The organism is Kineosporia mesophila (genome assembly GCF_021129235.1).
Classification (GTDB): Bacteria; Actinomycetota; Actinomycetes; order Actinomycetales; family Kineosporiaceae; genus Kineosporia; species Kineosporia mesophila.
On sequence record NZ_JAJOMA010000040.1, the window covers coordinates 1 to 21,797 of the forward strand.

Here is a 21,797-nt window from a genome sequence, read left to right on the forward strand (position 1 = left end):
CGGCTCGGCTCGGCTCGGCTCGGCTCGGCTCGGCTCGGCTCGGCTCGGGTTTTCGCGGTCACCGCTCCAGGTCCGGGGAGTGGTGTGTCTCGGAGGGCCGGTACCTACAGATGGACAGGATCGCGATGTGTACACATGGTACATCCGGTACCACGTGTACCTTTTGTACTCGATCGAGGGGAGCCGCCCGCCGGCTCCGGGTGCCGGCAAAACGCAAGACGCGTGGCCCGGAATCGAACCCGGGCCACGCGTCCACTGCTGAAGAGTCACCGTCGAGAGGTCACCGCAGGTCCGGTGCTCGCGATGTCTGGGGCTCGCGATGTCTGGGGCTCGCGATGTCTGGGGCTCGCGATGTCTGGGGCTCAGTGCTCGGCCGTGGCTTTCTTCTTCGGCACGAAGTGCATGATCGTCACGACGACTGCGCCGACGACCAGGCCGATGAGGGCCGAGCAGAGCGTGTTGACGCACCAGGCCAGTACGCCGCCGACCCCGCCGACGTCGTGCACGCTCTCCTCGAGGTGGTGCACCAGTTCGTAGGGGCCGTGCCAGCCGAGTTCGTCGACGCCGACGAGCAGGATGTGGCCGCCCACCCAGAGCATGGCCGCAATGCCGACGGTCGAGAGCACCGACAGCACCTTGGGCATGGCGGCGACGAGGCCGCGGCCCAGGGAGGCGCGTGCGCCCGGACCGGACTCGATCAGCTTCAGGCCGACGTCGTCGACCTTCACGATCAGGCCGACCAGGCCGTAGACGACGACGGTGACGACCAGCGCGACGAAAGCCAGGATGATCGCGCGGGAGACGAACGGCTCGTCGGTGACCTCGTTGAGGGAGATCACCATGATCTCGGCGGAGAGGATGAAGTCGGTGGTGATCGCGCCCTTCACCATCGCCTTCTCAGCGTCCGGCCCGAGGGCGGCCGCGGTCTTCTCGGGCTGGTGGTCGCCGTGACCGCCGAACATCTCGTAGACCTTCTCGGCGCCCTCGAAGGCCAGGTACACGCCACCGCACATCAGGATCGGCGTGAGCGCCCATTCGGCGAACTGACTCAGCAGCAGGGCAGCCGGGAGGATGAAGAGAATCTTGTTGCGCAGTGAGCCCAGCGCAATCTTCCACACGATGGGCAGTTCGCGGTCGGGGGTGAACCCGTGCACGTAGCGCGGGGTGACGGCCGTGTCGTCGATGACGACTCCCGCTGCCTTCGTACTGGCTCGTCCTGCGGCCGCGGCCACGTCGTCCACCGACGCGGCGGCTGCCTTCGCCAGTACGGCGATGTCGTCGAGAAGTGCCGCCAGACCGCCTGCCATCGAACTCCCTCACTCGTGATCCGGGTGGGCACGGGGGCCCAGTCGTGCGCACAGCATCCCGTACCCCACCCCTACGGCGAGGGGACTCGCACCCGATCGGTGTCGCGAGGAACGTCACCCGGCCGGACGGGAACTTTCACAGGATCTTGACGGCTCGCTCCCCGTGACCGGGCGGTGACCAGGGGGAGAGCATATTCCCGAACCCGGCGGGCGATTTGCGCGCGCGGGCGTAAGTGTGACGAAATGTCCCCGCCGCCCACCGAGATCGAGGGAAATCCATGGCCCCGCACGTCGGAAAGTCACTCGTCGCACTCCTCGGGGTGACCGGTCTTCTCGGGGTCGGCCTGCTGGCCACCCGGGGCCTGGACGACGCCGAGGCGACCAGTGCGGTCGCGGCGGTGCTGAGCCCGGAATCGACGCTGTCGGCGAGCCCACTGGCTGTCGACGCGGTGACCGACATCGCCGAGAGCACCCGGCAGTGCGCGCTGATGTCGTTCGACCAGATCTCCACGGTGACCGGTGGCGTGGTCGGGTACGACCCCGACCCGGCCGCGTTCGGTGGCGACGTGTGCTGGTGGAAGATCTCCGGTTCGGGCAAGGTGCCGGCCGGCACGCTGCTGAGCCTGTCGGAGACGCGGGACCTGCCGGCCACGACCTTCCGCACGTACGCGGCCGCGGCGGTGAAGAGCGGCCGGGCGCAGCGCGTGAAGGGCCTGGGCGAGCCCGCGCTCGTGAACGAGGCCGGGGAACTCGAGGTGTACTCGGCCGGCAGCTCGTACCGGGTCGGGTTCGACATCCAGGACTCCCGCCCCTCGTCCCAGGAGCTCAAGGCCCTGCAGATCGAGCTGGTGCGGGTCTTCGTACAGTCCGGCACCGGGGCCTGAAGAGGCTAGACCTTCTCCTCGCGGGGCACGCGCTGGTCGGCCAGCCAGGCGTGCAGGGCCACGGCCGCGAGCGGTTTGGCGATCAGGTAGCCCTGGATCAGGTCGCAGTCACCGGCCTGCAGCCAGGTCATCTCCTCCTCCGTCTCGACCCCCTCGGCGACCACGGAAAGCCCGAGCCGGTGCGCCATGTCGATGGTGCTGGCGACGATGATGCCGGTGCGGGCGTCGGTGCTGAGGCGACTGGTGAAGGCCCGGTCGATCTTCAGCGTGGCCACCGGCAGGTCGTGCAGGTAGGCCATGCTGGAGTAGCCGGTGCCGAAGTCGTCGACCAGCAGCTCGAACCCCAGATCGCGCACGGCGAGCAGGAAATCACCGGCCCGGCCGTGGCTGTCGACCAGCAGCGACTCGGTGATCTCGATCTTGATGGCGGAGGCGGGCAGGCTGCGCCGGGCCAGGCGCTGGGCCAGTTCGTGCTCCAGCGAGCCGTTCATCAGGTCGCTGGCCGAGAGGTTCACCGAGACCGCGATGTTGTAGCCCAGGCGGCGCAGCGCGTCCGCCTCGTCGAAGGCCAGATCCAGCACGATGCTGGTGATCTGGGGCATCAGCCCGGCGTGTTCGGCCAGCGGCAGGAACACGTCCGGCGGCACGAAACCGCGCTCCGGGTGCGTCCACCGCACCAGAGCCTCGACCGACCGGATCTGGCGCGTGCGCGCGTCCACGATCGGCTGGAAGGCCAGGCTCAGTTGATGACGGTCGAACGCGAGCCGTAACGCCTCGATGGTGGCCAGACGGTCCCAGGCACTGCTGTGCTCGGCGTCGTCGTACGTCTCGAATCCGGTGCGGGCGGTCTTGGCCCGGTACATCGCCATGTCGGCCTGGGCCAGGGCGCGGCCCACCTGGGTACCCGGGAGCAGCGAGGTGATGCCGATGCTGCCGCCCACGTGCAGCAGGGTGCCGCCCACGGTGAACGGTTCCTCGAGCGCGGCGATCAGCCCGGCGGCCGTGCGGGCCGCCTCGTCCCGGGAGGTCAGGGGCAGGTGCACGGCGAACTCGTCGCCGCCGAGGCGGGCGATCACCCCCGGTTCCGGCACCCGGGCGGCGAACCGGGTCGCGACCTCCCGCAGCAGCTCGTCGCCGACCTGGTGGCCGAGGGCGTCGTTGATCTCCTTGAACCGGTCCAGGTCGATGATCAGCACAGCGCCGGTGCCGGTGGTCTTTCGCTCCAGGAGGTCGTAGAACGCGCGCCGGTTGGGCAGTCCGGTCAGGCTGTCGGTACCGGCCACGCGGCGCATGTCGGACAGGGCCACGACCTCGCGCATGGTCAGCGCCGTGCGCACCGCGAGCGCGCCCAGCGCCCCGATGGCCAGCACGATGGCCAGGGGGCTGGTGGAGAGCGATCCCAGGACCAGCACGGCCAGCGGCGGCAGGCTGAACAGCAGCGGCGCGAGGAACTCGCGGTTGTTCACCGTGCTGCTGATGCGCGGTGGGCCGGTCTCCTCCGGGCGCAGGGCGGCCAGGGCGATGAGGGCGTCGGCGACCAGGTACGAGGCGTCGTTCCAGCCGCCGTGCTCGAAGGTGCCGTCGATCACCAGCACCAGGTACCAGGAGTCGGCCACGGTGAACGCGAGGAACCCGGTGACGAGCAGGACCCAGCCGGGCTGTCGCCAGGCGCCGAGCGCGGCCATGGCCCCCACCGCGGCGGCGGCCAGACCGAGGTCGACGACGGGGTAGGCGAAATTGGTGACGATCTCGGCCAGCGATCCCTCGACGGCAGCGTCGGTGATCCGGGGGAAGAGCATCAGCGACCCGACCGAGGCCAGTCCCAGGCCGGCGATCGCGCCGTCGAGCAGGAAGCTGCTGCGCCGGTGGATGCGGGCACGCAGCATCAGCCAGATCGCGGCCACCGACAGCGGCGCCAGGGCCAGCCAGAGGGCGTCGGCCGGACCGGGGTAGGGCACGTCGTCGCGCCCGTCGTACACCAGCTGCCAGAGCAGGCTGCCGAGGGCGTAGCTGGCCATCCCGGCAGCGATCAGTGCCCAGGCCCGCCGGTCGGCAGGCACCCGGGTGGCGCGCAGCCCGCAGGTCACGGCCGAACCGGCGAAGACGAGCTGCGGAAGGCCGACGACGACGAGCTGGTTCAGGGTCAGCACACCCGACTCGCTGAGCGCGACCAGGACGCAGTAGACGAGCAGTGCGGTCACGACGACACCACACATCCATCGCACCGCGCGCATGTTCCCCCTCTCCACCACCGTCGCAAGCTATCGACGCGGTACGGACGGGACTTGATGTTTGTCGCCGCCTGCTCCATAGATGATCTCGATCGTTTTCCGTCGAAGGAGTGGTATGCGGCAATCTGTGGACCTGTGGTGCCGGCGTTTCCGCACGCCGTCGGCGGCGGGGGTACCGGTCGTGGCCCGACTGGTGTGCCTTCCGCACGCGGGCGGCTCGGCGTCGTTCTACCTGCCGCTGACGCGGGCTCTGGCCCCGGCCGGGATCGACGTGGTGGCCGTGCAGTACCCGGGTCGTCAGGACCGCAGCGCCGAGACGCCGGTGCGCGACCTGAGGGAGCTGGCCGACCGGGTGGCCGAGGCGGTGGGCGCCCTGCCCGGCGAGGTGCCCCTGAGCCTGTTCGGGCACAGCATGGGGTCGGCGGTGGCTTTCGAGGTGGCCCGGCGGCTGTCGAGCACAGGACGCGTGCCCGCGCGGTTGTTCGCGTCGGGGCGGCGGGCGCCGTCGGTCTCCGGGGGCGGGACGGTGCACCGGAAGGACGACGCGGGCGTGCTCGCCGAGATCCGGAGCCTGAACGGCACCGCGTCCCTGGTGCTGCAGGACGAGGAGCTGATGCGCCTGGCGCTGCCGGCCCTGCGGGCCGACTACGAGGCGATCGAGCTGTACCGGGCCTCACCTCAGGACTGCGTGGACTGCCCGGTCACGGTGCTCACGGGTGACGCCGATCCCCGTACTCCCCTGGACGAAGTGGCGGGCTGGGCCGGGCACACCACGACCGGCTGTGAGGTGAAGGTGTTCCCGGGCGGGCACTTCTACCTCAGCGAGCAGGTCGACGGGGTCGCCGCCCTCCTCCGGGAACGACTGCTGCCCTAGACCTGCTTGGGCATGCCCCAACTCCCGCTTGGCCAGGGGAAAGGCCCGGTGGCGAGGTCTCGTCCGCACCCTCTACGGTTCGCCCAGCGGTGCACCACACTTCACAGCACCCGACAAACTCGATCTTGTTAGTCTAGAAACTCAGCTTTACCGGCGACACCAAGGAGCAGGACATGCCGGCCGACCGGGCTGCACGACCGACCATCCTGATCGTGGGCGGAGGCGTGGCGGGCACGCTCGTCACCCTCCACCTGGCCCGCCTGGCCGCGCGCCGGTCCACCGGGATCGACCTCGTGGTGCTCGAGCCCAGCGATCTGCTCGGCCGCGGCGTGGCGTTCGGCACGCCGGAGGACCGGCACCTGCTCAACGTCCCGGCCAGCGGCATGAGCGCCCTGCCCGAAGAGCCCGGGCACTTCGTGGCCTGGCGCGCGGCCGACTACGACGGCCAGCCCACCCACCCGTACGACTTCACCTCGCGACGCGAGTTCTCCCGGTACGTGCGGCTGCTGCTGACTGAATCGCTGCACGCCGCAGGCGACTTCGTCACCCTGCGACACGTGCAGCAGCAGGCCGTGACAGTGCGCCGGTCCGGCGCCGGAGCCGTCGTCACCACCGCGGCCGGCGGTGCGTTCGCCGCCGACGCAGTCGTGGTCGCGACCGGCCTGCCCGCCGCGGGCTGGGACTGGGCCCCCGAGAGTCTGCGCGAGTCGGCGTTCTTCGTCCCCAGCCCGTGGGCCCCCGGGGCCCTGGACGTGATCCGCCGCGACCGCAGCGGGCCCGCGTCCGTCCTGATGGTCGGGGCCGGGCTGACGATGGTCGACGTCGCGCTCTCGCTCAGTGGTGAGGACGCCGGTCGCGACGACCGGGTGCTGCACGCCCTCTCGCGCAGCGGCCGCCTGCCCCGCACCCACGCGCGTGGCCCGAAACTCCCCACGATCCCCGATGTCTCGGACTGGGACACCTCGATCGAGGAACTACGCAAGCAGGTCCGGCGGCACTTCACCGAGGTGGTCCGGGCCGGCGGCGACTGGCGCCCGGCCCTGGACGGTCTGCGGGTGCAGGTCTCGCACCTGTGGAGCCGGATGAGTGACGAGGACCGCCTCACCTTCCTGCGCGAGGACTCCGGCTACTGGAACGTGCTGCGCCACCGCATGCCGCTGTCCAGCTCGGACAAGCTCAACGCCCTGCGGGCCGCCGGCCGGCTGCACCTGCACTCCGGCGCCACGGTCGCCGGCGCCGAGCCCCTGCCCCGCGGCGGCCTGCACGTCACCCTGACCGACGGCTCCACCCGGGACGTCGGCTGGGTGGTCAACTGCACCGGCCCCCGCACGGACATCCGCGAGCTCGGCAACCCGCTGCTGAACGACCTGCTCGCCCCGGTGCACGGCGTCGCCTCGGCCACCGTCGCCACCGGTGGCATGGGCCTGCGCACGGTCAACGGGCGCCTCATCGACTCGGCCGGCAGCCCGGAGGCCCCGCTGTGGACCCTCGGCGCCCTGCGCCGCGGTGAACTCTGGGAGACCACGGCCGTTCCCGAGATCCGCACCCAGGCGCTCGCCCTGGCCACCACGCTGCTCGACACCCTGGCCCCGCTCCCCCGGCGCCTGGCCGACGGCCGCCTGGTCAGCGGTCACCACCCGGTGGCCCGGCCCCGCGACCTGCTGGGCCTGCCGCTGTCCACCACCGCCGAGGCCGCGGCCAGCTTCAACGCCGGGCTGGAGCGCGTCATGCGGCTGGAGGCCGGCGCGGAGGACCTGCTGCGTGAGGCCACCGAGCACGACCCGGACTTCGCCCTGGCCCACGCCGCCCTGGCCATGCTCGGCCACGAGGCGGGCGCCCACGCCGACGTCACCGCCTCCCTGGCCGCCGCCCAGCGCGCCGTGGCACTCAAGGGCGACGACCGCGAGCGCAGCTTCGTCGACGTGATCGAGCGGCGCGTGCGTGACGTGCGCCGCTCCGGGGCCCAGGCCCTGATCGCGCACATCGCCGCCTACCCGCGCGACGTGCTCGCGGTCTCGGCCGCGGTGCCCACGATCGCCTTCTCCGGTGTCACCGACCTGCAGCAGGAGACCTGGGCGCTGGTCGAGGGCCTGGCCCCGGCCTACGGCGATCACTGGTGGTACATCTCGCTGCTGGCCTTCACCCGGCAGGAACAGTCCCGGTTCGAGGAGGCCGCGCTGCTGGCCGAGAGCGCGCTGGCCTGTGAGCCCTCGTCCGGGCACGCGGTGCACGCCCAGACCCACGTGATGTACGAGACCGGACAGCACGACGAGGGACGCGTCTGGCTGGACCATTGGGTCGGGGAGACCGGGCGCTCGGCCGGGTACCGGGCGCACTTCGCCTGGCACGCCGCCCTGCACGAGCTGGCGCTGGGCGATCTGGACGCGGTGCGCCGCCGCTACCGGGCGCACCTGGCGCCGCCGGCCGTGACCGGCGTCCGGGCCCTGATCGACTCGGCCTCGCTGCTGTGGCGCTGGCGTCTGGTCGGCGACCGGCCGCCGCCGGCCGGGCCGGTGCTGGAGGCGATCGGCGAGGGCCTGCTCAAGACCCCGCAGACGCCGTTCATCGCGCTGTACGCCGCGATCGCGCTGACCGCGAACGACGATGTGAAGGGGCTCGACGAACTGCGGTTGCACGCCCTCGGCTCGTCCGAGTCGTCGATGCACACGCTCGTCGTGGCGGCCTGCGAGGCGCTCACGGCGGTGGTGGAGGAACGCTGGTCCGACGCCTGGCCGATCCTGGAAGACCTCTACCCCCAGCTCGACCACTACGCCGGATCGGCGGCCCAGCGGGAGGTGTTCCAGGACACGCTGATCCACTGTCTGGTGCAGGACGGTGAGCAGACGCGGGCCCAGGAGCTGCTGGCGGCGCGCCCGGCGCGTCACCGTTGCTAGATTCTGCGCCGTGCCTCCCCTGGAACCGCTGGAACCGCTGAACGACCTGCCGGCCGCCGCGCGCACCATCGCCCGCACCACGATCGAGGCGGTGGACGCGGCGCTGGCCGGTGACGTCATCGCCTTCGAGGAGGCCACCGCCCGGCTCGCGCTGTGCGAACCGGAGCAGGTGCGGCTGGTGCTGGGCAACGTGGTGCGTGACCTGCTGGAGCACCTGAACCCGGACGGGCTGGCCTCGGACGATCTGCTCGAGCTGATCCGCAGCTGCGCCCGCCGGGCCTTCACCTGGTACCCGACGATCGACGTGAACGCGCTGATCGTGGTGCTCACCGGTGCGCTGGGTCTGCAGGAGGACGAGGACGAGACCAAGCCGCGCCGCTACACCCCGGCCCAGGTCGCGCAGCACGCCCCGCTGTTCATCACCGAACTGCTGTCCCAGCCCCGGCCCGCGCCCCTGACCCTCCCCCAGTACCTGCGCGCGGCCTTCGACCAGCTCCGAACGGCAGAACTGAACGAGATGCCCTGACGGCATGACGACTCCGGCGGGCATCTCGGTGGACTCGGGCGGGACCGCGCCCACCTCGTCCCGGCCGTCCGGGCCGATCGCGACCGAATCCTCGCCCAGCTCGTCGAGGCTTCGGGACCGGTCCGGCCCGGCCGCCCGCACCGAGGCGTCCCGCGGATTGCCGCTGCCGGAGGTAGCGGCGCGCGTCGCCGGCTGAGGATTCGTTCAGGCGCCCGCCAGCAGAACCCCCGGCCGCCGGGCCAGTTCGGCCGCCGCCGGGCCGATCCGGCCGCTCCCGTGCGGCTGCGTGACCGACGTCAGCGCACGCCAGATCTCCTCGATCTGGGCGTCGAGCACCGCCGACGCGTTCCAGCGCACCACCAGGCGGCCCGCGTGCAGGGTCTCGCCGGTGAAGGGGCCACCCGGCTCGTGCCGGGTGGCCTGCACCTGAACCAGGGCCGCCACCCCCAGACCGGGCTCAGAGGTGACGCCGGCCCCGACCAGCGCGCCGTCGGGCGGCTGCGCCCCGGCGGGCAGCGGCAGAAAGCTCTGCACCCCGCTGCCACACGTCATGGCCTCGTCGGCCGCGGCGTGCGCGTGCACCTGCAACAGGCCCCGTGGGCCAGCCGGGCTGCACATCCACCAGGCGCCCGGCAGGGCGTCCCGCACCCGGGAACCGAACGCGCGCAGGTCGTCGTCCAGCAGCCAGAGCTGGGTCGTTCTCGTCGTCACGCCGCCAGTTTCCCAGCCCGTGCGCGACACCCCGGCGCAGGTCCCGAGGCGGCGGGCAGACGAGCCGGCGCCGGACCACCGGCGCGTGCAGCATCATGACGCCATGGAGCAGCCCGATGTCCACGGCCCCAAGGCCCCGCTGACCATCCCCCAGGTACAGGCGCTCTTCGGCACCCTGTCCGTTCGCTGGTAGCTCTCCGGCGGTTACGCGATCGATCACCGGCTCGGCCGGGTGAGCCGGGAACACGGTGACATCGACGTCAGCACGCTGCGCCCGCTGCTGCCGGTCCTGCTCGGCCGGCTGCCCCGCACCCTGGTGCCGTTCGCCGCGATGTCGGGGCGGGTGCGTCCTCTGTTCCAGCACCTCGACGACCCATTGCTGCACAACATCTGGGTGCACGATCACCTCACGCGTCGGTGGGTTCTCCAGATCAACCTCGAAAACGGGGACGACGAGCACTGGGCCTACCGTCGTCACCCGGACATCACCTTGCCGTGGCACCGTGCCGTGCAGCCCGTGGACGGCGTGCCCACCGGGAGCCCCGCCACCCAGCTGCTGTGGAAGGCGAAGTCACCACGGGCCGTCGACGAGCACGACCGCGCCGTCACCCACCTGTCTGCGGAAGACCAGGCCTGGCTCCAGCACTCGATCCGCACCGCTCATCCCGACTCCCCCTGGGCCTTACGCCACACCGACACATGACGTTCGCTGTCGGCGGTGAACGGTGTGCCGTCCCAGTCCTGGAGCCGCTGTTCCGGCGTCAGGCCGGCCAGCTGCGCCATCAGGTCGAGCTCGGAGGGCCACACGTACCGGAAGTGATGGTCCCCATAACGGTAACCGCCGCCGGGCTCGCGATGGAAGTGGTGCGAGGTCGCCTGCTGTGTGACCAGATCGAACGTGTCGAAACCGGTATGCGTCTCGCTGATCTCGAACGGCACCCCGACCTGGCCGGGCGGCAGTCGGCGCAGCGGCGGCACCAGCACCTCGATCACGAACCGCCCACCCGGCGCCAGGTGCCGGGCCGCGTTGGCGAAACACCGCACCTGCTCGGCCTGCGTACGCAGATTGCCGATCGTGTTGAACACCAGGTAGACGAGCGAGAACTCGCCCTCCACGCGGGTGGTCGCCATGTCCCCGGTGACGACGGGCAGCTCGGCGGCGGAGATCTTCTCGCGCAGCTTGCCGGTCATCGGCGGCGACAGCTCGATCCCGGCCACCGGCACACCCCGGCGGGCCAGCGGCACCGCGATCCGTCCCGTTCCGCTGGCGAACTCCAGCGCCCGACCGCCCTCGGCCTTCTCGACCAGGAAATCCACGACCGGGTCGATCTTTCCGGCCGAGAACATCTCCCCCGAGAGGTCGTCGTAGTGCTCCGCCTGATCCTGGGTCCAGAGGTCGCTACTGGTCATGGGAGCCATCCTGGGCGAACACGCCGTCCCTGGCGAGCGAATATCCGGCGGTCGCATCGCGCCGACACCGCTACCGACCGCCGCGTGGAGTGGGCCCAGGACGACGTTTTCCGCCGGTTCCACCCCGGGCGCATCGGGGCCTTCACCGAGGCGGTGTCCGCCATCGCCATGACCCTGCTCGTCATCGAGATCCCCGCAACGCCACCTCGTCGTGATCAGGCGAAGTGTCCCCGGCGTTCCGGAAGACCGGGGAGACTTCGCCTGATCACGAGAGGTTCCGGGCCAGGGCCGAGGCCAGGGTGCGGCCGTCGGCGCGGGGGGTGCTCTCGCGCAGCTGCACGTGGCCGGTGACCCGCACGGTCTGGACCGGGGTGCCGGGCTCGCGCAGCGCCAGTTCCACCGCTCGCTCCCCCAGTTCCTGCAGGGGCACACCGACGGTGCTCAGGGCCGGGGTGACGTCGCGCAGGGTCTCGATGTCGTCGAACCCCGCGATCGCCACGTCGCGACCGGCCACCAGACCGGCCTCGCGCAGCGCCGCCATCGCGCCCACCGCCATCACGTCGTTGACCGCGAACACGCACGACACCTCCGGGGCCCGGGCGATCAGGCGCTGCATGGCCTCGTAGCCGCCGTCCCGGGTGAAGGCCGCGCGCAGCACGTTCTCGCGGGCCAGGCGGGTGCCGGAACGGCGCAGCCCGTCCCGGAATCCGGCCAGCCGGTCCTGCGAGGTCAGCATCGCCGGGTCGCCCGCGAGCACCGCGAACTCCTGGTGCCCGAGCTCGACCAGCGCCTGCGAGAGGGCCTGGGCCCCGGCGCGGTTCTCGATGGCCAGCGTGTCGACGGGGAGCACCGGCTGGGTGATGGCCGCGACCCGGCCGCCGGCCTCCACGTACGCCTCGAACTCCTCGATCAGGCGCGCGGTCGCGACCTGGTCGGCGGTGCGGCTGCCGACCAGCACGATCGCCCGCGCCCGCTGACGCCGCAGCCGGGCCACGCTCTCCAGCTCGGCCCCGGGACGGCGCCCGGTGGTCGCGATGGTGACGGCCAGGCCCTGGCCCTCGGCCCCCTTGATCACCCCGGCGGCGATCGAGGAGAAGTAGGGGTCGGCGATGTCGTGCATGACCAGGCCCACCGAGTCGGTGCGGCCGCGGGCCACCGCCTGGGCATTGGGGTTGGGCGCGTAGTCCAGGCGCCGGGCGGCCTCCAGCACCCGCTCGCGCAGGTCGTCGGCCACCCGCCGGTTCTTGCTGCCGTTCAGCGCCCGCGAAGCGGTGGCCAGCGAGACCCCCGCGAGGGCGGCCACGTCGGCGAGCGTCACCAGGGCCACGCCGCCGGAGCTTCTGTCGAGGTCACGCATGGCACTGATTGTGCCGCAGGGTAGTCAGGGCCTTCAGCCGCCGTCACCCGGCCCTCCCGATCGCGATCCATGTCAGAGGTTCGGGACGGGGTAGGCGTTCAGGAAACCGCACATACCGAGCGTGACCGGCTCCGGGCGTTCCGTGCGCGACACCGTGGCCTCCCGCAGATACGTGTGGTCACCCGCCGCCAGGGCGTCCAGTTGCGCTGCGGTCCGGGCAACGGACGCGGCGGCGCCGTTGGTGAGGATCCCTCGCCAGTCGTCGAGCACGGGTTGCACGAGACGGCTTGAGGACGCGTGGAACGCCTCCAGTGGTTGCCGGTCACCGGCCTCGAACGCCTCCCGCAGTTCCCGGAAACCCTCGACAGCCAGGTCACGACGCCGGCGGGCCCGGTCGGCGGAGGGGGTGCCGTCCGGGCCCGTCAGGTCGCGGGCCTCGAGATAGGTCTCCCGGTCGGCCAGGTACCGGGGCGGGAAGGTGAGCACGGCGTCGCCGGCCTCGGGCAGGCCGGAGTTCTGCATCAGCACGAGCACCTGGAGGTCACCGTCGTTGACCGCGCGGTGGATCGTGCCGGGGGTGAACCAGACCACGTCACCGGCGCCCAGCGGCTGCTCGCCGGACCCGTCCAGCGTCAGTGTCTGCAGCCGGCCGTGCCCGGAGACCACCAGATAGGCCTCGGTACAGCACAGATGCAGGTGCGGCGAGCCACCGCACAGGCCGTCGAGGGCTTCCCAGGGATACACCCGCAACGCACTCAGGCCCACGCTCCCCGGAAGGGGGGCGTCGTGCGTCCCCAGTTCCGGACTCACCCGCCCACCCGTGAAAGGTAAGTCTCGATGGCGTCTTTGGACCAGGCGCCATCGGCGACGACGAACCGGTGCGCGAGCGTGAGAGTCTCCTCGGGGGCCAGCACGATCTCCCGGTGGAAGGCCGGCGAGGGCGCGACCGCCGGGAACGGGTCGTTGCGCACGAACCACTTCAGCGAGCCGTGCGAGGTCTCCCCGGCCACCGCGAGAATCGTGATCTCACCGTCGATGTCGTCGTTGCTCCCGCTGTAGGCCAGCCACGCCGACTCCGTGCCCATCGCCTCCGGGCCGGCCCCGTCCGCGGCCAGCACCGCACCGCCGGTGAGGTTGCGTGGACCGCGCCAGAACCAGCCCGTGTAGCCGGCGTTCTCGCGGCCGTGGGTGGTCGGGCTGCCCAGTTCGAGGTCGGCCCCGCGGATGTTGGTGAGCTCGCTGCGCACGTCGATCACGTACGAGGCGGTCGTGGTGTCCACCGAGTGCACCCGCAGACGACGCCGCTCCGACACCCAGTCCTCGCCACCCTGCGTCACCCAGGTGAGCTCCTGGTTCAGGGTCAGCTCGGTACCGTCGTGATCGATGGTGCCGAAGGCGTCGTGCCGCATCCCACCGACGTTCTCCAGCGGGACGTACCCCTCACCGTGCACGTAGGTGTTGCCGCCCCAGAAGTTCTGGCCCGACACGTGCGACCAGGTCATCTGAAGACCCTTGTGCCAGCGGTGGTCCCACGGCCGGTAGGCGGACACCAGGGCCCCCGACAGCGTCCGCATCGGGTGCAGGTAGGGCTTGGGCGCCTCGAACTGGGGCATGTCCGCGGCGTACACGTAGCGCAGGATCTCCACGCCCCCGACCCCGATCCCGATGCTGTGGCCGTGCTGGTGGTCGATCGTCAGCTGAGTCATCGAGCAGCCTCCGGGGCCGTGCCGGGACGCGCGGGCCGGTACTGCCCGCCGCCGTCGAGCAGGCTGTAGAACGGGTTTGAGGGCCTGAGGTCCTCGCGCCGCACCGGCTGCCCGGTGATCGCCGACTGGTAGAGACCGGTGACCAGTTCCAGGCTGCGGCGGCCGTCGTGACCACTGGCGGGCGGGCGCACCCCGGCGTCCATCGCGTCCAGGTAGGCTTTCAGCTGGACCGTGTGCGAACTGGCCTCGTCGCTCGGCGGGGCCCAGGCGGCGCCGTCCACCCCGTCGCGGGGCGTCCACGTCCAGTGCGAGTTGTCGTAGCCGTACAGGTGCGAGACCTCGACCGTGGCGTCGGTGAAGTCGAACCGCAGGTAGCTCTCCTGGCGCGGCGAGAGCACGCTGTTGACCACCGAGGCCAGCGCCCCGCTCTCGAACGAGACCGCGGCCACCGATACGTCTTCGGTCTGCACGTCGCGATCGAGAGTTCCCATCAGGGAGCGGATCTCGTGCCAGTCGCCGAGCAGCGAGAGCATCAGGTCCATCTGGTGGATGCCGTGGCCCATGGCCGGGCCGCCACCCTCGGTCTCGAAATGCCCGCGCCAGGGCACCGCGTAGTAGTCGTGGTCGCGGTACCAGAGGGTGTGGCAGATCGCGACGTGCGGGCGGCCCAGGGTGCCCTCGGCGACCTGCTGCCGCAACGTCCTGGCGGCCGAGCCGAAACGGTGCTGGAACACGTACCCGACGTACGGACCCTGGTCCGGTTCGGCCGCCGCCAGCTCGTCGTACTCGGCCAGCGACAGCACCGGGGGCTTCTCGCACCACACCCAGGCCCCTGCCGCGAGGCTCGCCAGGACGGCCTCGCGGTGGGCGCCGGGTGGGGTGCACACCGTCACCAGGTCCGGGTGGACGTCGGCCAGCAGGGTCGCGAGGTCGGTGAACACGGCCGGCACCCCGTGCTCGTCCGCGAACGCCGCCGCGCGCGCCCCGTCCAGGTCGGCGACCGCGACGACCTCCGCCCGGTCGCCCAGATCCTCGACTGCCCCGGCGTGGGCCGCGGCGATGGCCCCGGCCCCGACGATCGCGACCCGGTACTTGTTCCCGCTCGGCATCTGTCCCGTCCTCCCGGTCGTGCTGATCGGCACTGTTACTGGGCGTTCTCGACGGAGGCGGTGAGCTCCTGCACGTACTTCCTGCCCGCGTCCGCCGGCTTCTGCCGGCCGAACAGCACCTCCTGCATGTACCGGCCGGTGAGGTTGTTGATGTCGCTGGCGCCGGCCGGGGTCAGCGGCGGCGGGTCGGAGACCACCGAGGCCACCTTGTCGTTGAACGCGGCCGCGAGTTCCGACGTGGGATCGAGGTCGGCGCGGATCGCCGTGAGCGTGGCCTCGTTGGCCGGGATGCCCCGGTCGGTGCCCAGGATCTTCGCCGCGGCCGGGGAGCTGGCCAGGAAGTCGACGAACTTGGCCGCCTCGGCAGGGTGTTTCGAGCCGGACGCGATCGACCAGTACATCGAGGGCTTGTAGTAGAAGCCGGGCGAGCTGCCGTCGGCGGCCTGGGGCAGCTGCAGCAGCTCGAACTTCTCCTCCTTGGTCGCGGCCTGCAACGACGTGATCTGGGTGTTGTAGTTGAAGTTCATCGCCTGCTTGCCCAGCACCAGCCAGGTCTGGTTCAGCGGGGCGGTCAGCTGCTCGGCGGTGGACTCGGCCTTGGGCGCGCCCTGGCCCGCCATCGCCCGGGTCAGCTCCCACATCTGCGCGGGCACGGCCGGGTCGAGCACCACCTTGCCCTCGTCGTCGAACACCTCACCGCCGTGCTGGCGGGCCCAGATCGTCAGCTGACCGGCCTCGACGCCCAGCGCCCCGGCGCCGGCCACGTCACCGCCGGAGTCCTTCATGATCTTGGCCGCGATCTCCTGGAAGTCGTCCCAGGTCCACTGCGTGTCGTCGGGCACGTCCACGCCGTACTTGTCGAACAGCCGGGTGTTGACCACCACCGACATCGAGCCGTTGCCGATGGGCAGCGCGTACTGCACGCCCTTGGCCTGGCCGGAGGCCAGCGACAGGTCGCTGAAGCCGTCGGTCTTCAGGAACTCCCTGGTCCTGGCCAGGTCGAGCAGCTGGCCCCGGTCTCCGTAGGTGCGCAGGTACAGCTCGTCCATCTGCACGATGTCGGCGGCGTCGTTCGCGGCGAAGGTGGTGGCCAGGCGGTCCCAGTAGCCCTGCCAGTCGGCGAACTCACCCTTGACCTTGATCTTCGGGTTCTCCTTCTGGAACGCGTCGATCGCCTGCTGGGTGAGCGCGTGCCGGGCGTCGGACCCCCACCAGGTGAACCGGAGCGTCACCTCCTCGTTGGAGAGGGCGACGTCGGTGTCGTCGTTCTGGCTGACCCCGCACGCGGCCAGGCTCAGGGCGGAGAAACCCGCGAACGCACCGCCGAGCAGCGTCCGGCGGGAGAAGGGGGTGGTCATCACTTGCCTCCGGTGGTGGCGATGCCCTGGATCAGATAGCGCTGACCGAGCAGGAACGCCAGGAAGATGGGGACGAGGGACACGACGCTCATCGCGAAGAGAGAGCCGAAGGAGCTGTTCTCCTGGGCGTCGATGAACGAGCGCAGCGCGACCGGCACGGTGTACTTGTCCGGGTCGGTCAGGAAGATCAGCTGGGTGAAGAAGTCGTTCCAGGTCCAGATGAACGTGAAGATCGCCGTGGTGGCCAGCGCCGGTGTCATCAGGGGCAGGATGATGCGCAGGAAGATCCGGGCGTGGCCGGCGCCGTCGATGCGGGCCGCCTCGTCCAGCTCCCGGGGGATGCCGCGGATGAACTGCACCATCAGGAAGATGAAGAACGCGTCCGTGGCCAGCAGCTTCGGGGCGATCAGCGGCACGAACGTGTTGATCAGGCCGAGGTTGGCCCAGAGGATGTACTGCGGAACGATCACCACGTGCACGGGCAGCATGATCGTCAGCAGCATGATCGCGAACGCCGTGCGCTTGAACGGGAACTCCAGCCGGGCGAACGCGTACGCCGCCATCGAGCACGACACCAGGTTCCCGACGATCGCGCCGAGCACCACGATCGCCGAGTTCAGCAGGTAACTGCCGAACGGCCGGGCCAGCGCGTTCCAGCCGTCCGGATAGTGCGAGGTGTCGAACGTGTTGACGAAGATGCCGTAGCTGCTGAAGATCTGGTTGTCCGGCCGCAGCGAGCTGGCGACCATCCACAGCAGCGGGTAGAGCATCACGAACGCCGCGGCGATCAGCAGCGCGTGCCGCAGGACCGAGCGCAGGCGGGAACCGTTGCTGCGGCGCGGGATGGCTTTCGCGGTGGGTGGTTTCGGCGGTGGCGCGGCTACGGGCGGAGCCACCGAGGCATCAGTTGTCATAGAAAACCCAGAATTTCGAGGCCCAGAAGTTGATGGCCGTGAAGACCGCGATGATGAGCAGCAACAGCCAGGCGAGCGCCGATGCGTAGCCCATGCTGAAGTTCACGAATCCCTGTTGGTACAGGTAGAGCGTGAAGAACAGCGTCGAGTCGGAGGGACCACCACGGCCGTCGGACACGATGAAGGCCTGGGTGAACGACTGGAAGGCCCCGATGAGACCGAGCACGAGGTTGAAGAAGATGATCGGCGAGAGCATCGGCAGCGTGATGTTGCGGAACTGCTGCCGGCGCGAGGCACCGTCCACCGACGCGGCCTCGTAGAACTCCCGCGGGATCTGCCGCAGCCCGGCCAGGAAGATGACCATCGGTGCTCCGAAAGTCCATACGTGCAGCAGGATCAGCGTCGACAGGGCGGTCGAGGGCTGGGAGATCCAGCCCGGTCCGTCGATGCCGAACAGCGACAGGAACTGGTTGAACAGCCCGTCGACCCCGAAGACCCGCTTCCACAGCACGGCCACCGCAACGCTCGAGCCGAGCAGCGAGGGCAGGTAGAAGATCGAGCGGTAGAGCGAGAGCCCTCGCAGGCCCCGGTCGAGCACCACGGCCAGCCCGAGGGCGACGGCCAGCTGGATCGGGGTGGAGACGAAGACGTAGACCATCGTGACGGTCAGGCTCTTCGCCAGCCGGGTGTCGTCCAGCATGCGCTGGATGTTCTCCAGGCCGGTGAAATTCGCGTTGCTGAGCAGGTTGTAGTCCGTGAAGGACAGATACAGCGACATCAGCATCGGGCCGGCCGTGATGGCGACCAGTCCGATGATCCAGGGTGCCAGGAAGACGACGGCCGCCTTCCCGTCGTGGGTCTTCACTCCTCGACCCTTGCGCCCGGAGCGCCCGGAAGGCTTTCTCAGCGTCCGGATCTCACTGACCACACTCAAGGCCGACCTCCTTGCCTGCCAAGCGACGTTGCTGCAGGGGAAAGCGCTATCCAGCGCGGATCCAGTGAAACAGCTCACGCCGGTTCGGGCAATGCCCTTCTTGCAACTTTCCGTCGCCAACCGGACCTCTTCGGTTTACCGTCCGCAGGTGGGAGCGAGTGTGCGGCGAACGGTCACGCGGCTGTTGACCCTCGCCGCCGCGGGTGCCAGTCTGCTGGAAAGCGTTTACCACGAGGTCGTCGGCGAACCGCCTGCCGACGACCCGTTTCCCTGTGCGCGAAGCCATCGAACGAGGAGTCGGCATGGCACACGACCCCATCGGCATCATCATGAACGGCGTCTCCGGGCGCATGGGCTATCGCCAGCACCTGCTGCGCTCGGTCCTCGCGATCCGTGAGGACGGCGGCGTCCTGCTCTCCGACGGCACCCGGGTCCAGGTCGAGCCACTGCTGGTCGGGCGCAGCGAGGGCAAGCTCACGCAGATCGCGAAGAAGCACGACATCGACGACTGGACGACCGATCTGGACGCTGCCCTGAGCGATCCGCGGTGGAGCGTCTACGGCGACTTCCAGATCACCAGCGCCCGGGTCCCGGCCCTGCGCAAGGCGATCGCGGCGGGCCGGGCGATCTACACCGAGAAGCCCACCGCCGCAACCCTGGACGAGGCCCTGGAGCTGGCCGCGCTGGCCCGGGCCGCCGGGGTCAAGAACGGCGTGGTGCACGACAAGCTGTACCTGCCCGGCCTGCGCAAGCTCGCCCGGCTGGTGGAGTCCGGGTTCTTCGGGCGCATCCTGTCGATCCGCGGCGAGTTCGGCTACTGGGTGTTCGAGGGCGACTGGCAGGCCGCGCAGCGGCCCAGCTGGAACTACCGCAGCGAAGACGGCGGGGGCATCGTCGCGGACATGTTCCCGCACTGGAACTATTTGCTGGAGAACCTGTTCGGACCGGTCGAGGCAGTGTACGCGCGGGCCGTCACGCACCTGCCCAGCCGCACCGACGAGCAGGGGCAGGAGTACCCGGCCACCGCCGACGACGCCGCCTACGCGGTGTTCGAGCTGGCCGGTGGTGTGGTGGCGCAGCTGAACTCCAGCTGGGCGGTGCGGGTCAACCGCAAGGAACTCGTGGAGTTCCAGGTCGACGGCACGCACGGCAGCGCCGTGGCCGGGCTGTTCGGCTGCCGGGCCCAGCACCGTACGGCCACGCCGAAGCCGGTCTGGAACCCCGACCTGGCCGAGACTCACGACTATGCCGCCGACTGGGCGCCGGTACCGGACAACGACGTGTTCGGCAACGGTTTCCGCGAGCAGTGGGAGCAGTTCCTGCGCCACGTCGCCGAAGACGCCCCGTACCACTTCGACCTGCTGGCCGGGGCCCGCGGCGTGCGGCTGGCCGAGGCCGGGCTGGAGAGCTCGCGCACCGGCCGGCGCATCGAGCTGGCGCCGCTGGAGACCGGCGGTACGGACGTGAGCCCCGGCGCCCAGACGGTGGGGTCCCTCTGATGCCGTTGATCGGCACCCTGGCCGCCGACGGGACCACCGGGAACCGGGAGCTGGGCGACGTCCGCCAGTTCACGCGTCCTCAATCCCCTCTGAGGTCACGCGTGGTCTACGCGGCCGCCCACGTGGTGCCCCGGGTGGCCGGTGACAATGTCCCCGGCGCCCCCGCCGACATCGACTGGGACGCCACCCTGGCGTTCCGGCGTCACCTCTGGTCGTGGGGCCTCGGGGTCGCCGACGCGATGGACACCGCGCAGCGCAACATGGGGCTCGATCCCGTCGCGGTGCGGGAGCTGATCGCCCGCAGCGCCGCCGAGGCCGCCTCGGCGGGTGGCGCGCTGGTGGTGGGGGTGAACACCGACCACCTGAAGGACGAGGTGGTCTCCCTCGACGAGGTCGTCGCGGCTTACCTGGACCAGCTGGAGCACGCCGAGAAGCACGGCGCCGGGGTTGTTCTGATGGCCTCGCGGCACCTGGCCCGGGCGGCCACGTCGGCGGCGGACTACGAGCGGGTGTACCGGGAGGTGCTGGCCCGCGCCGGATCCCCGGTGGTGCTGCACTGGCTCGGCGAGGCCTTCGACCCGCAGCTGGCCGGGTACTTCGGGCCGGAGCTCGACGTGGCCGGGCGGATCGGCGTGGTGGCCCGCATCATCACCGAGAACGCCGCGCAGGTCCGCGGGATCAAGATGAGCCTGCTCGACGCCGGGCACGAGATCTCGCTGCGGGCGCAGCTTCCCGCCGGTGCGGCGATGTTCACCGGTGACGACTTCCACTACGCCGGGCTGATCGCGGGCGACGGGGTGCGCCACTCCGACGCCCTGCTGGGAGCGTTCGCCGCCCTGGGACCGCACGCGTCCGCCGCCGTGCAGGCGCTGGACGCCGGCGACACCGATTCCTACCACCGCATTCTCGATCCGACGCAAGCGCTGGCCCGGCACGTGTTCGAGGCGCCGACGTTCCACTACAAGACCGGGATCGCCTTCCTGGCCTGGCTGAACGGGCACCAGCCGGCGTTCACCATGGTCGGGGGGCTGCACGCGGCGCGGGGTCTGCCGCACCTGTCGCAGCTCGTCGAGCTGGCCGGCACCGTGGGGGCCCTCGAGGATCCGGAACTGGCGGCCCACCGCTGGAACCGTTTTCTCGGACTGCACGGAGTGGCCGTGCCGACGGTGGTGGGGGCATGAGCCATCTGTCCCGCCTGTCGCTGAACCAGGCCACGATCAAGTACGCCGACCTGGCCACGGCCCTGTCGGTCACCGCCGGGGCCGGGATCGACGCGATCGGGCTGTGGCGCGAACCGGTCGCCGCGGTCGGGCCGGCGCAGGCCGCGCGGATGGTCGCCGACTCCGGTCTGCGGGTGTCGAGCCTGTGCCGGGGCGGTTTCTTCACCGCGCCCTCCCCCGACCTGCGGCGGGAGGCGCTGGACGACAACCGCCGGGCCATCGACGAGATCGCCACGCTGGCGCAGGCCGGCGCTCCCGGCTCGGCGCCGGTGCTGGTGCTGGTCGCGGGCGGTCTGCCCGAGGGTGACCGCGATCTGGCCGCCGCCCGGGGGCGGGCCGCCGAAGCCGTCGGGGAACTGGCCGAGCACGCCGCCGGGGTCGGGGTGGTGCTGGCCGTCGAGCCGATGCATCCGCTGTACGCGGCCGACCGGGGCGTGATCTCGACGCTCGGGCAGGCGCTCGACCTGGTCGCCGATCTGCCGGCCCCGGTCGCGGGCGTGGTCGTCGACACCTTCCACGTCTGGTGGGACCCGGCACTACCGGCCCAGATCGCCCGGGCCGGCGCGCAGGGCCGCATCGCCTCGTACCAGGTGAGCGACTGGATCACCCCGTTCCCCGGGGACGCCCTGCTCTCGCGCGGGATGATGGGCGACGGGCACATCGATTTCGCGTCCTTCACCCGCCTGGTACGGCAGGCGGGGTACACCGGCGACATCGAGGTGGAGATCTTCAACCAGGAGATCTGGGACGCCGATCCGGGTCAGGTCGCGGCCCGCACCGCGAAGGCCTTCGGCGAGAGCATCGGACCAGGGTTGTAACGGTCCATATTCCGTTACTTTTCGGGCACCCGCCCTCGCCCCGAA

The 21,797-nt window shown here is 70.8% G+C and carries 20 protein-coding genes; 9 read left to right on the forward strand and 11 right to left on the reverse strand.

What is annotated here, in order from left to right:
* Nucleotides 1–362: 362 nt before the first annotated feature.
* Nucleotides 363–1,307, reverse strand: coding sequence for a DUF808 domain-containing protein (locus tag LR393_RS33280; protein ID WP_231489197.1), 945 nt, complete (start codon nt 1,305–1,307; stop codon nt 363–365).
* 278 nt (nt 1,308–1,585) lie between these two features.
* Between LR393_RS33280 and LR393_RS33285 the strand changes: the two genes are divergently transcribed.
* Entirely contained in the window at nt 1,586–2,191 is a 606-nt protein-coding gene (locus tag LR393_RS33285) for a hypothetical protein (RefSeq protein WP_231489198.1), read from the forward strand.
* 5 nt (nt 2,192–2,196) lie between these two features.
* On the opposite strand, the gene LR393_RS33290 is transcribed toward LR393_RS33285, so the two are convergent.
* Nucleotides 2,197–4,392: a putative bifunctional diguanylate cyclase/phosphodiesterase gene (locus LR393_RS33290; RefSeq protein ID WP_231489199.1), complete on the reverse strand. Its 2,196-nt coding sequence runs from the start codon at nt 4,390–4,392 to the stop codon at nt 2,197–2,199.
* A 145-nt stretch (nt 4,393–4,537) separates the two neighbouring features.
* Here LR393_RS33290 and LR393_RS33295 point away from each other — a divergent pair, with 145 nt between their 5' ends.
* The 4 genes from LR393_RS33295 to LR393_RS33310 all read left to right on the forward strand — a co-directional run bounded on the left by LR393_RS33295 (nt 4,538) and on the right by LR393_RS33310 (nt 8,912).
* Nucleotides 4,538–5,296, forward strand: a complete 759-nt coding sequence (locus LR393_RS33295) for a thioesterase II family protein (protein WP_231489200.1) — start codon at nt 4,538–4,540, stop codon at nt 5,294–5,296.
* 173 nt (nt 5,297–5,469) lie between these two features.
* Nucleotides 5,470–8,190 carry an FAD/NAD(P)-binding protein gene (locus tag LR393_RS33300; RefSeq protein WP_231489201.1) on the forward strand — a complete coding sequence of 907 codons (2,721 nt, stop codon included), beginning with the start codon at nt 5,470–5,472 and terminating at the stop codon, nt 8,188–8,190.
* Between the two features lie 10 nt (nt 8,191–8,200).
* Nucleotides 8,201–8,716, forward strand: coding sequence for a hypothetical protein (locus tag LR393_RS33305; protein ID WP_231489202.1), 516 nt, complete (start codon nt 8,201–8,203; stop codon nt 8,714–8,716).
* 4 nt (nt 8,717–8,720) lie between these two features.
* Nucleotides 8,721–8,912 carry a hypothetical protein gene (locus LR393_RS33310; protein ID WP_231489203.1) on the forward strand — a complete coding sequence of 64 codons (192 nt, stop codon included), beginning with the start codon at nt 8,721–8,723 and terminating at the stop codon, nt 8,910–8,912.
* Nucleotides 8,913–8,920: 8 nt separating this feature from the next.
* On the opposite strand, the gene LR393_RS33315 is transcribed toward LR393_RS33310, so the two are convergent.
* Nucleotides 8,921–9,427 (reverse strand): hypothetical protein, encoded by a 507-nt coding sequence (locus LR393_RS33315; RefSeq protein ID WP_231489204.1) that lies wholly within the window; start codon nt 9,425–9,427, stop codon nt 8,921–8,923.
* Between the two features lie 232 nt (nt 9,428–9,659).
* On the opposite strand from LR393_RS33315, the gene LR393_RS33320 reads away from it, so the two are divergent.
* Nucleotides 9,660–10,130 (forward strand): hypothetical protein, encoded by a 471-nt coding sequence (locus tag LR393_RS33320; RefSeq protein ID WP_231489205.1) that lies wholly within the window; start codon nt 9,660–9,662, stop codon nt 10,128–10,130.
* Here LR393_RS33320 and LR393_RS33325 read toward each other — a convergent pair.
* From LR393_RS33325 to LR393_RS33360, 8 genes are all read right to left on the reverse strand, one after another.
* A complete protein-coding gene (locus LR393_RS33325) occupies nt 10,088–10,837 on the reverse strand; it encodes a class I SAM-dependent DNA methyltransferase (protein ID WP_231489206.1) in 750 nt (249 codons plus the stop codon). The genes LR393_RS33320 and LR393_RS33325 overlap by 43 nt on opposite strands.
* 265 nt (nt 10,838–11,102) lie before the next feature.
* Nucleotides 11,103–12,194, reverse strand: a complete 1,092-nt coding sequence (locus tag LR393_RS33330) for a LacI family DNA-binding transcriptional regulator (RefSeq protein ID WP_231489207.1) — start codon at nt 12,192–12,194, stop codon at nt 11,103–11,105.
* A gap of 72 nt (nt 12,195–12,266) precedes the next feature.
* Nucleotides 12,267–13,004, reverse strand: a complete 738-nt coding sequence (locus LR393_RS33335) for a cupin domain-containing protein (protein ID WP_231489208.1) — start codon at nt 13,002–13,004, stop codon at nt 12,267–12,269.
* Entirely contained in the window at nt 13,001–13,900 is a 900-nt protein-coding gene (locus LR393_RS33340) for a DUF6807 domain-containing protein (protein ID WP_231489209.1), read from the reverse strand. Before LR393_RS33340 ends, LR393_RS33335 begins: the two co-directional genes overlap by 4 nt.
* Nucleotides 13,897–15,009: a Gfo/Idh/MocA family protein gene (locus LR393_RS33345; RefSeq protein WP_231489210.1), complete on the reverse strand. Its 1,113-nt coding sequence runs from the start codon at nt 15,007–15,009 to the stop codon at nt 13,897–13,899. Before LR393_RS33345 ends, LR393_RS33340 begins: the two co-directional genes overlap by 4 nt.
* 35 nt (nt 15,010–15,044) lie before the next feature.
* Nucleotides 15,045–16,367 carry an ABC transporter substrate-binding protein gene (locus LR393_RS33350; RefSeq protein WP_231489211.1) on the reverse strand — a complete coding sequence of 441 codons (1,323 nt, stop codon included), beginning with the start codon at nt 16,365–16,367 and terminating at the stop codon, nt 15,045–15,047.
* Nucleotides 16,367–17,281, reverse strand: coding sequence for a carbohydrate ABC transporter permease (locus LR393_RS36810; RefSeq protein ID WP_407937374.1), 915 nt, complete (start codon nt 17,279–17,281; stop codon nt 16,367–16,369). The genes LR393_RS33350 and LR393_RS36810 overlap by 1 nt, the downstream gene beginning before the upstream one ends.
* Nucleotides 17,271–18,188: a carbohydrate ABC transporter permease gene (locus LR393_RS33360; RefSeq protein WP_345718638.1), complete on the reverse strand. Its 918-nt coding sequence runs from the start codon at nt 18,186–18,188 to the stop codon at nt 17,271–17,273. Before LR393_RS33360 ends, LR393_RS36810 begins: the two co-directional genes overlap by 11 nt.
* 329 nt (nt 18,189–18,517) lie before the next feature.
* Here LR393_RS33360 and LR393_RS33365 point away from each other — a divergent pair, with 329 nt between their 5' ends.
* The 3 genes from LR393_RS33365 to LR393_RS33375 are packed head-to-tail and all read left to right on the forward strand — an operon-like array spanning nt 18,518 to nt 21,752.
* Complete coding sequence (locus tag LR393_RS33365) at nt 18,518–19,714, forward strand: Gfo/Idh/MocA family protein (protein ID WP_231489213.1); 1,197 nt, start codon at nt 18,518–18,520, stop codon at nt 19,712–19,714.
* Nucleotides 19,714–20,895, forward strand: a complete 1,182-nt coding sequence (locus LR393_RS33370) for a dihydrodipicolinate synthase family protein (protein ID WP_231489214.1) — start codon at nt 19,714–19,716, stop codon at nt 20,893–20,895. Before LR393_RS33365 ends, LR393_RS33370 begins: the two co-directional genes overlap by 1 nt.
* Entirely contained in the window at nt 20,892–21,752 is an 861-nt protein-coding gene (locus LR393_RS33375; protein WP_231489215.1) for a sugar phosphate isomerase/epimerase family protein, read from the forward strand. Before LR393_RS33370 ends, LR393_RS33375 begins: the two co-directional genes overlap by 4 nt.
* The last annotated feature ends 45 nt before the right edge of the window (nt 21,753–21,797 follow it).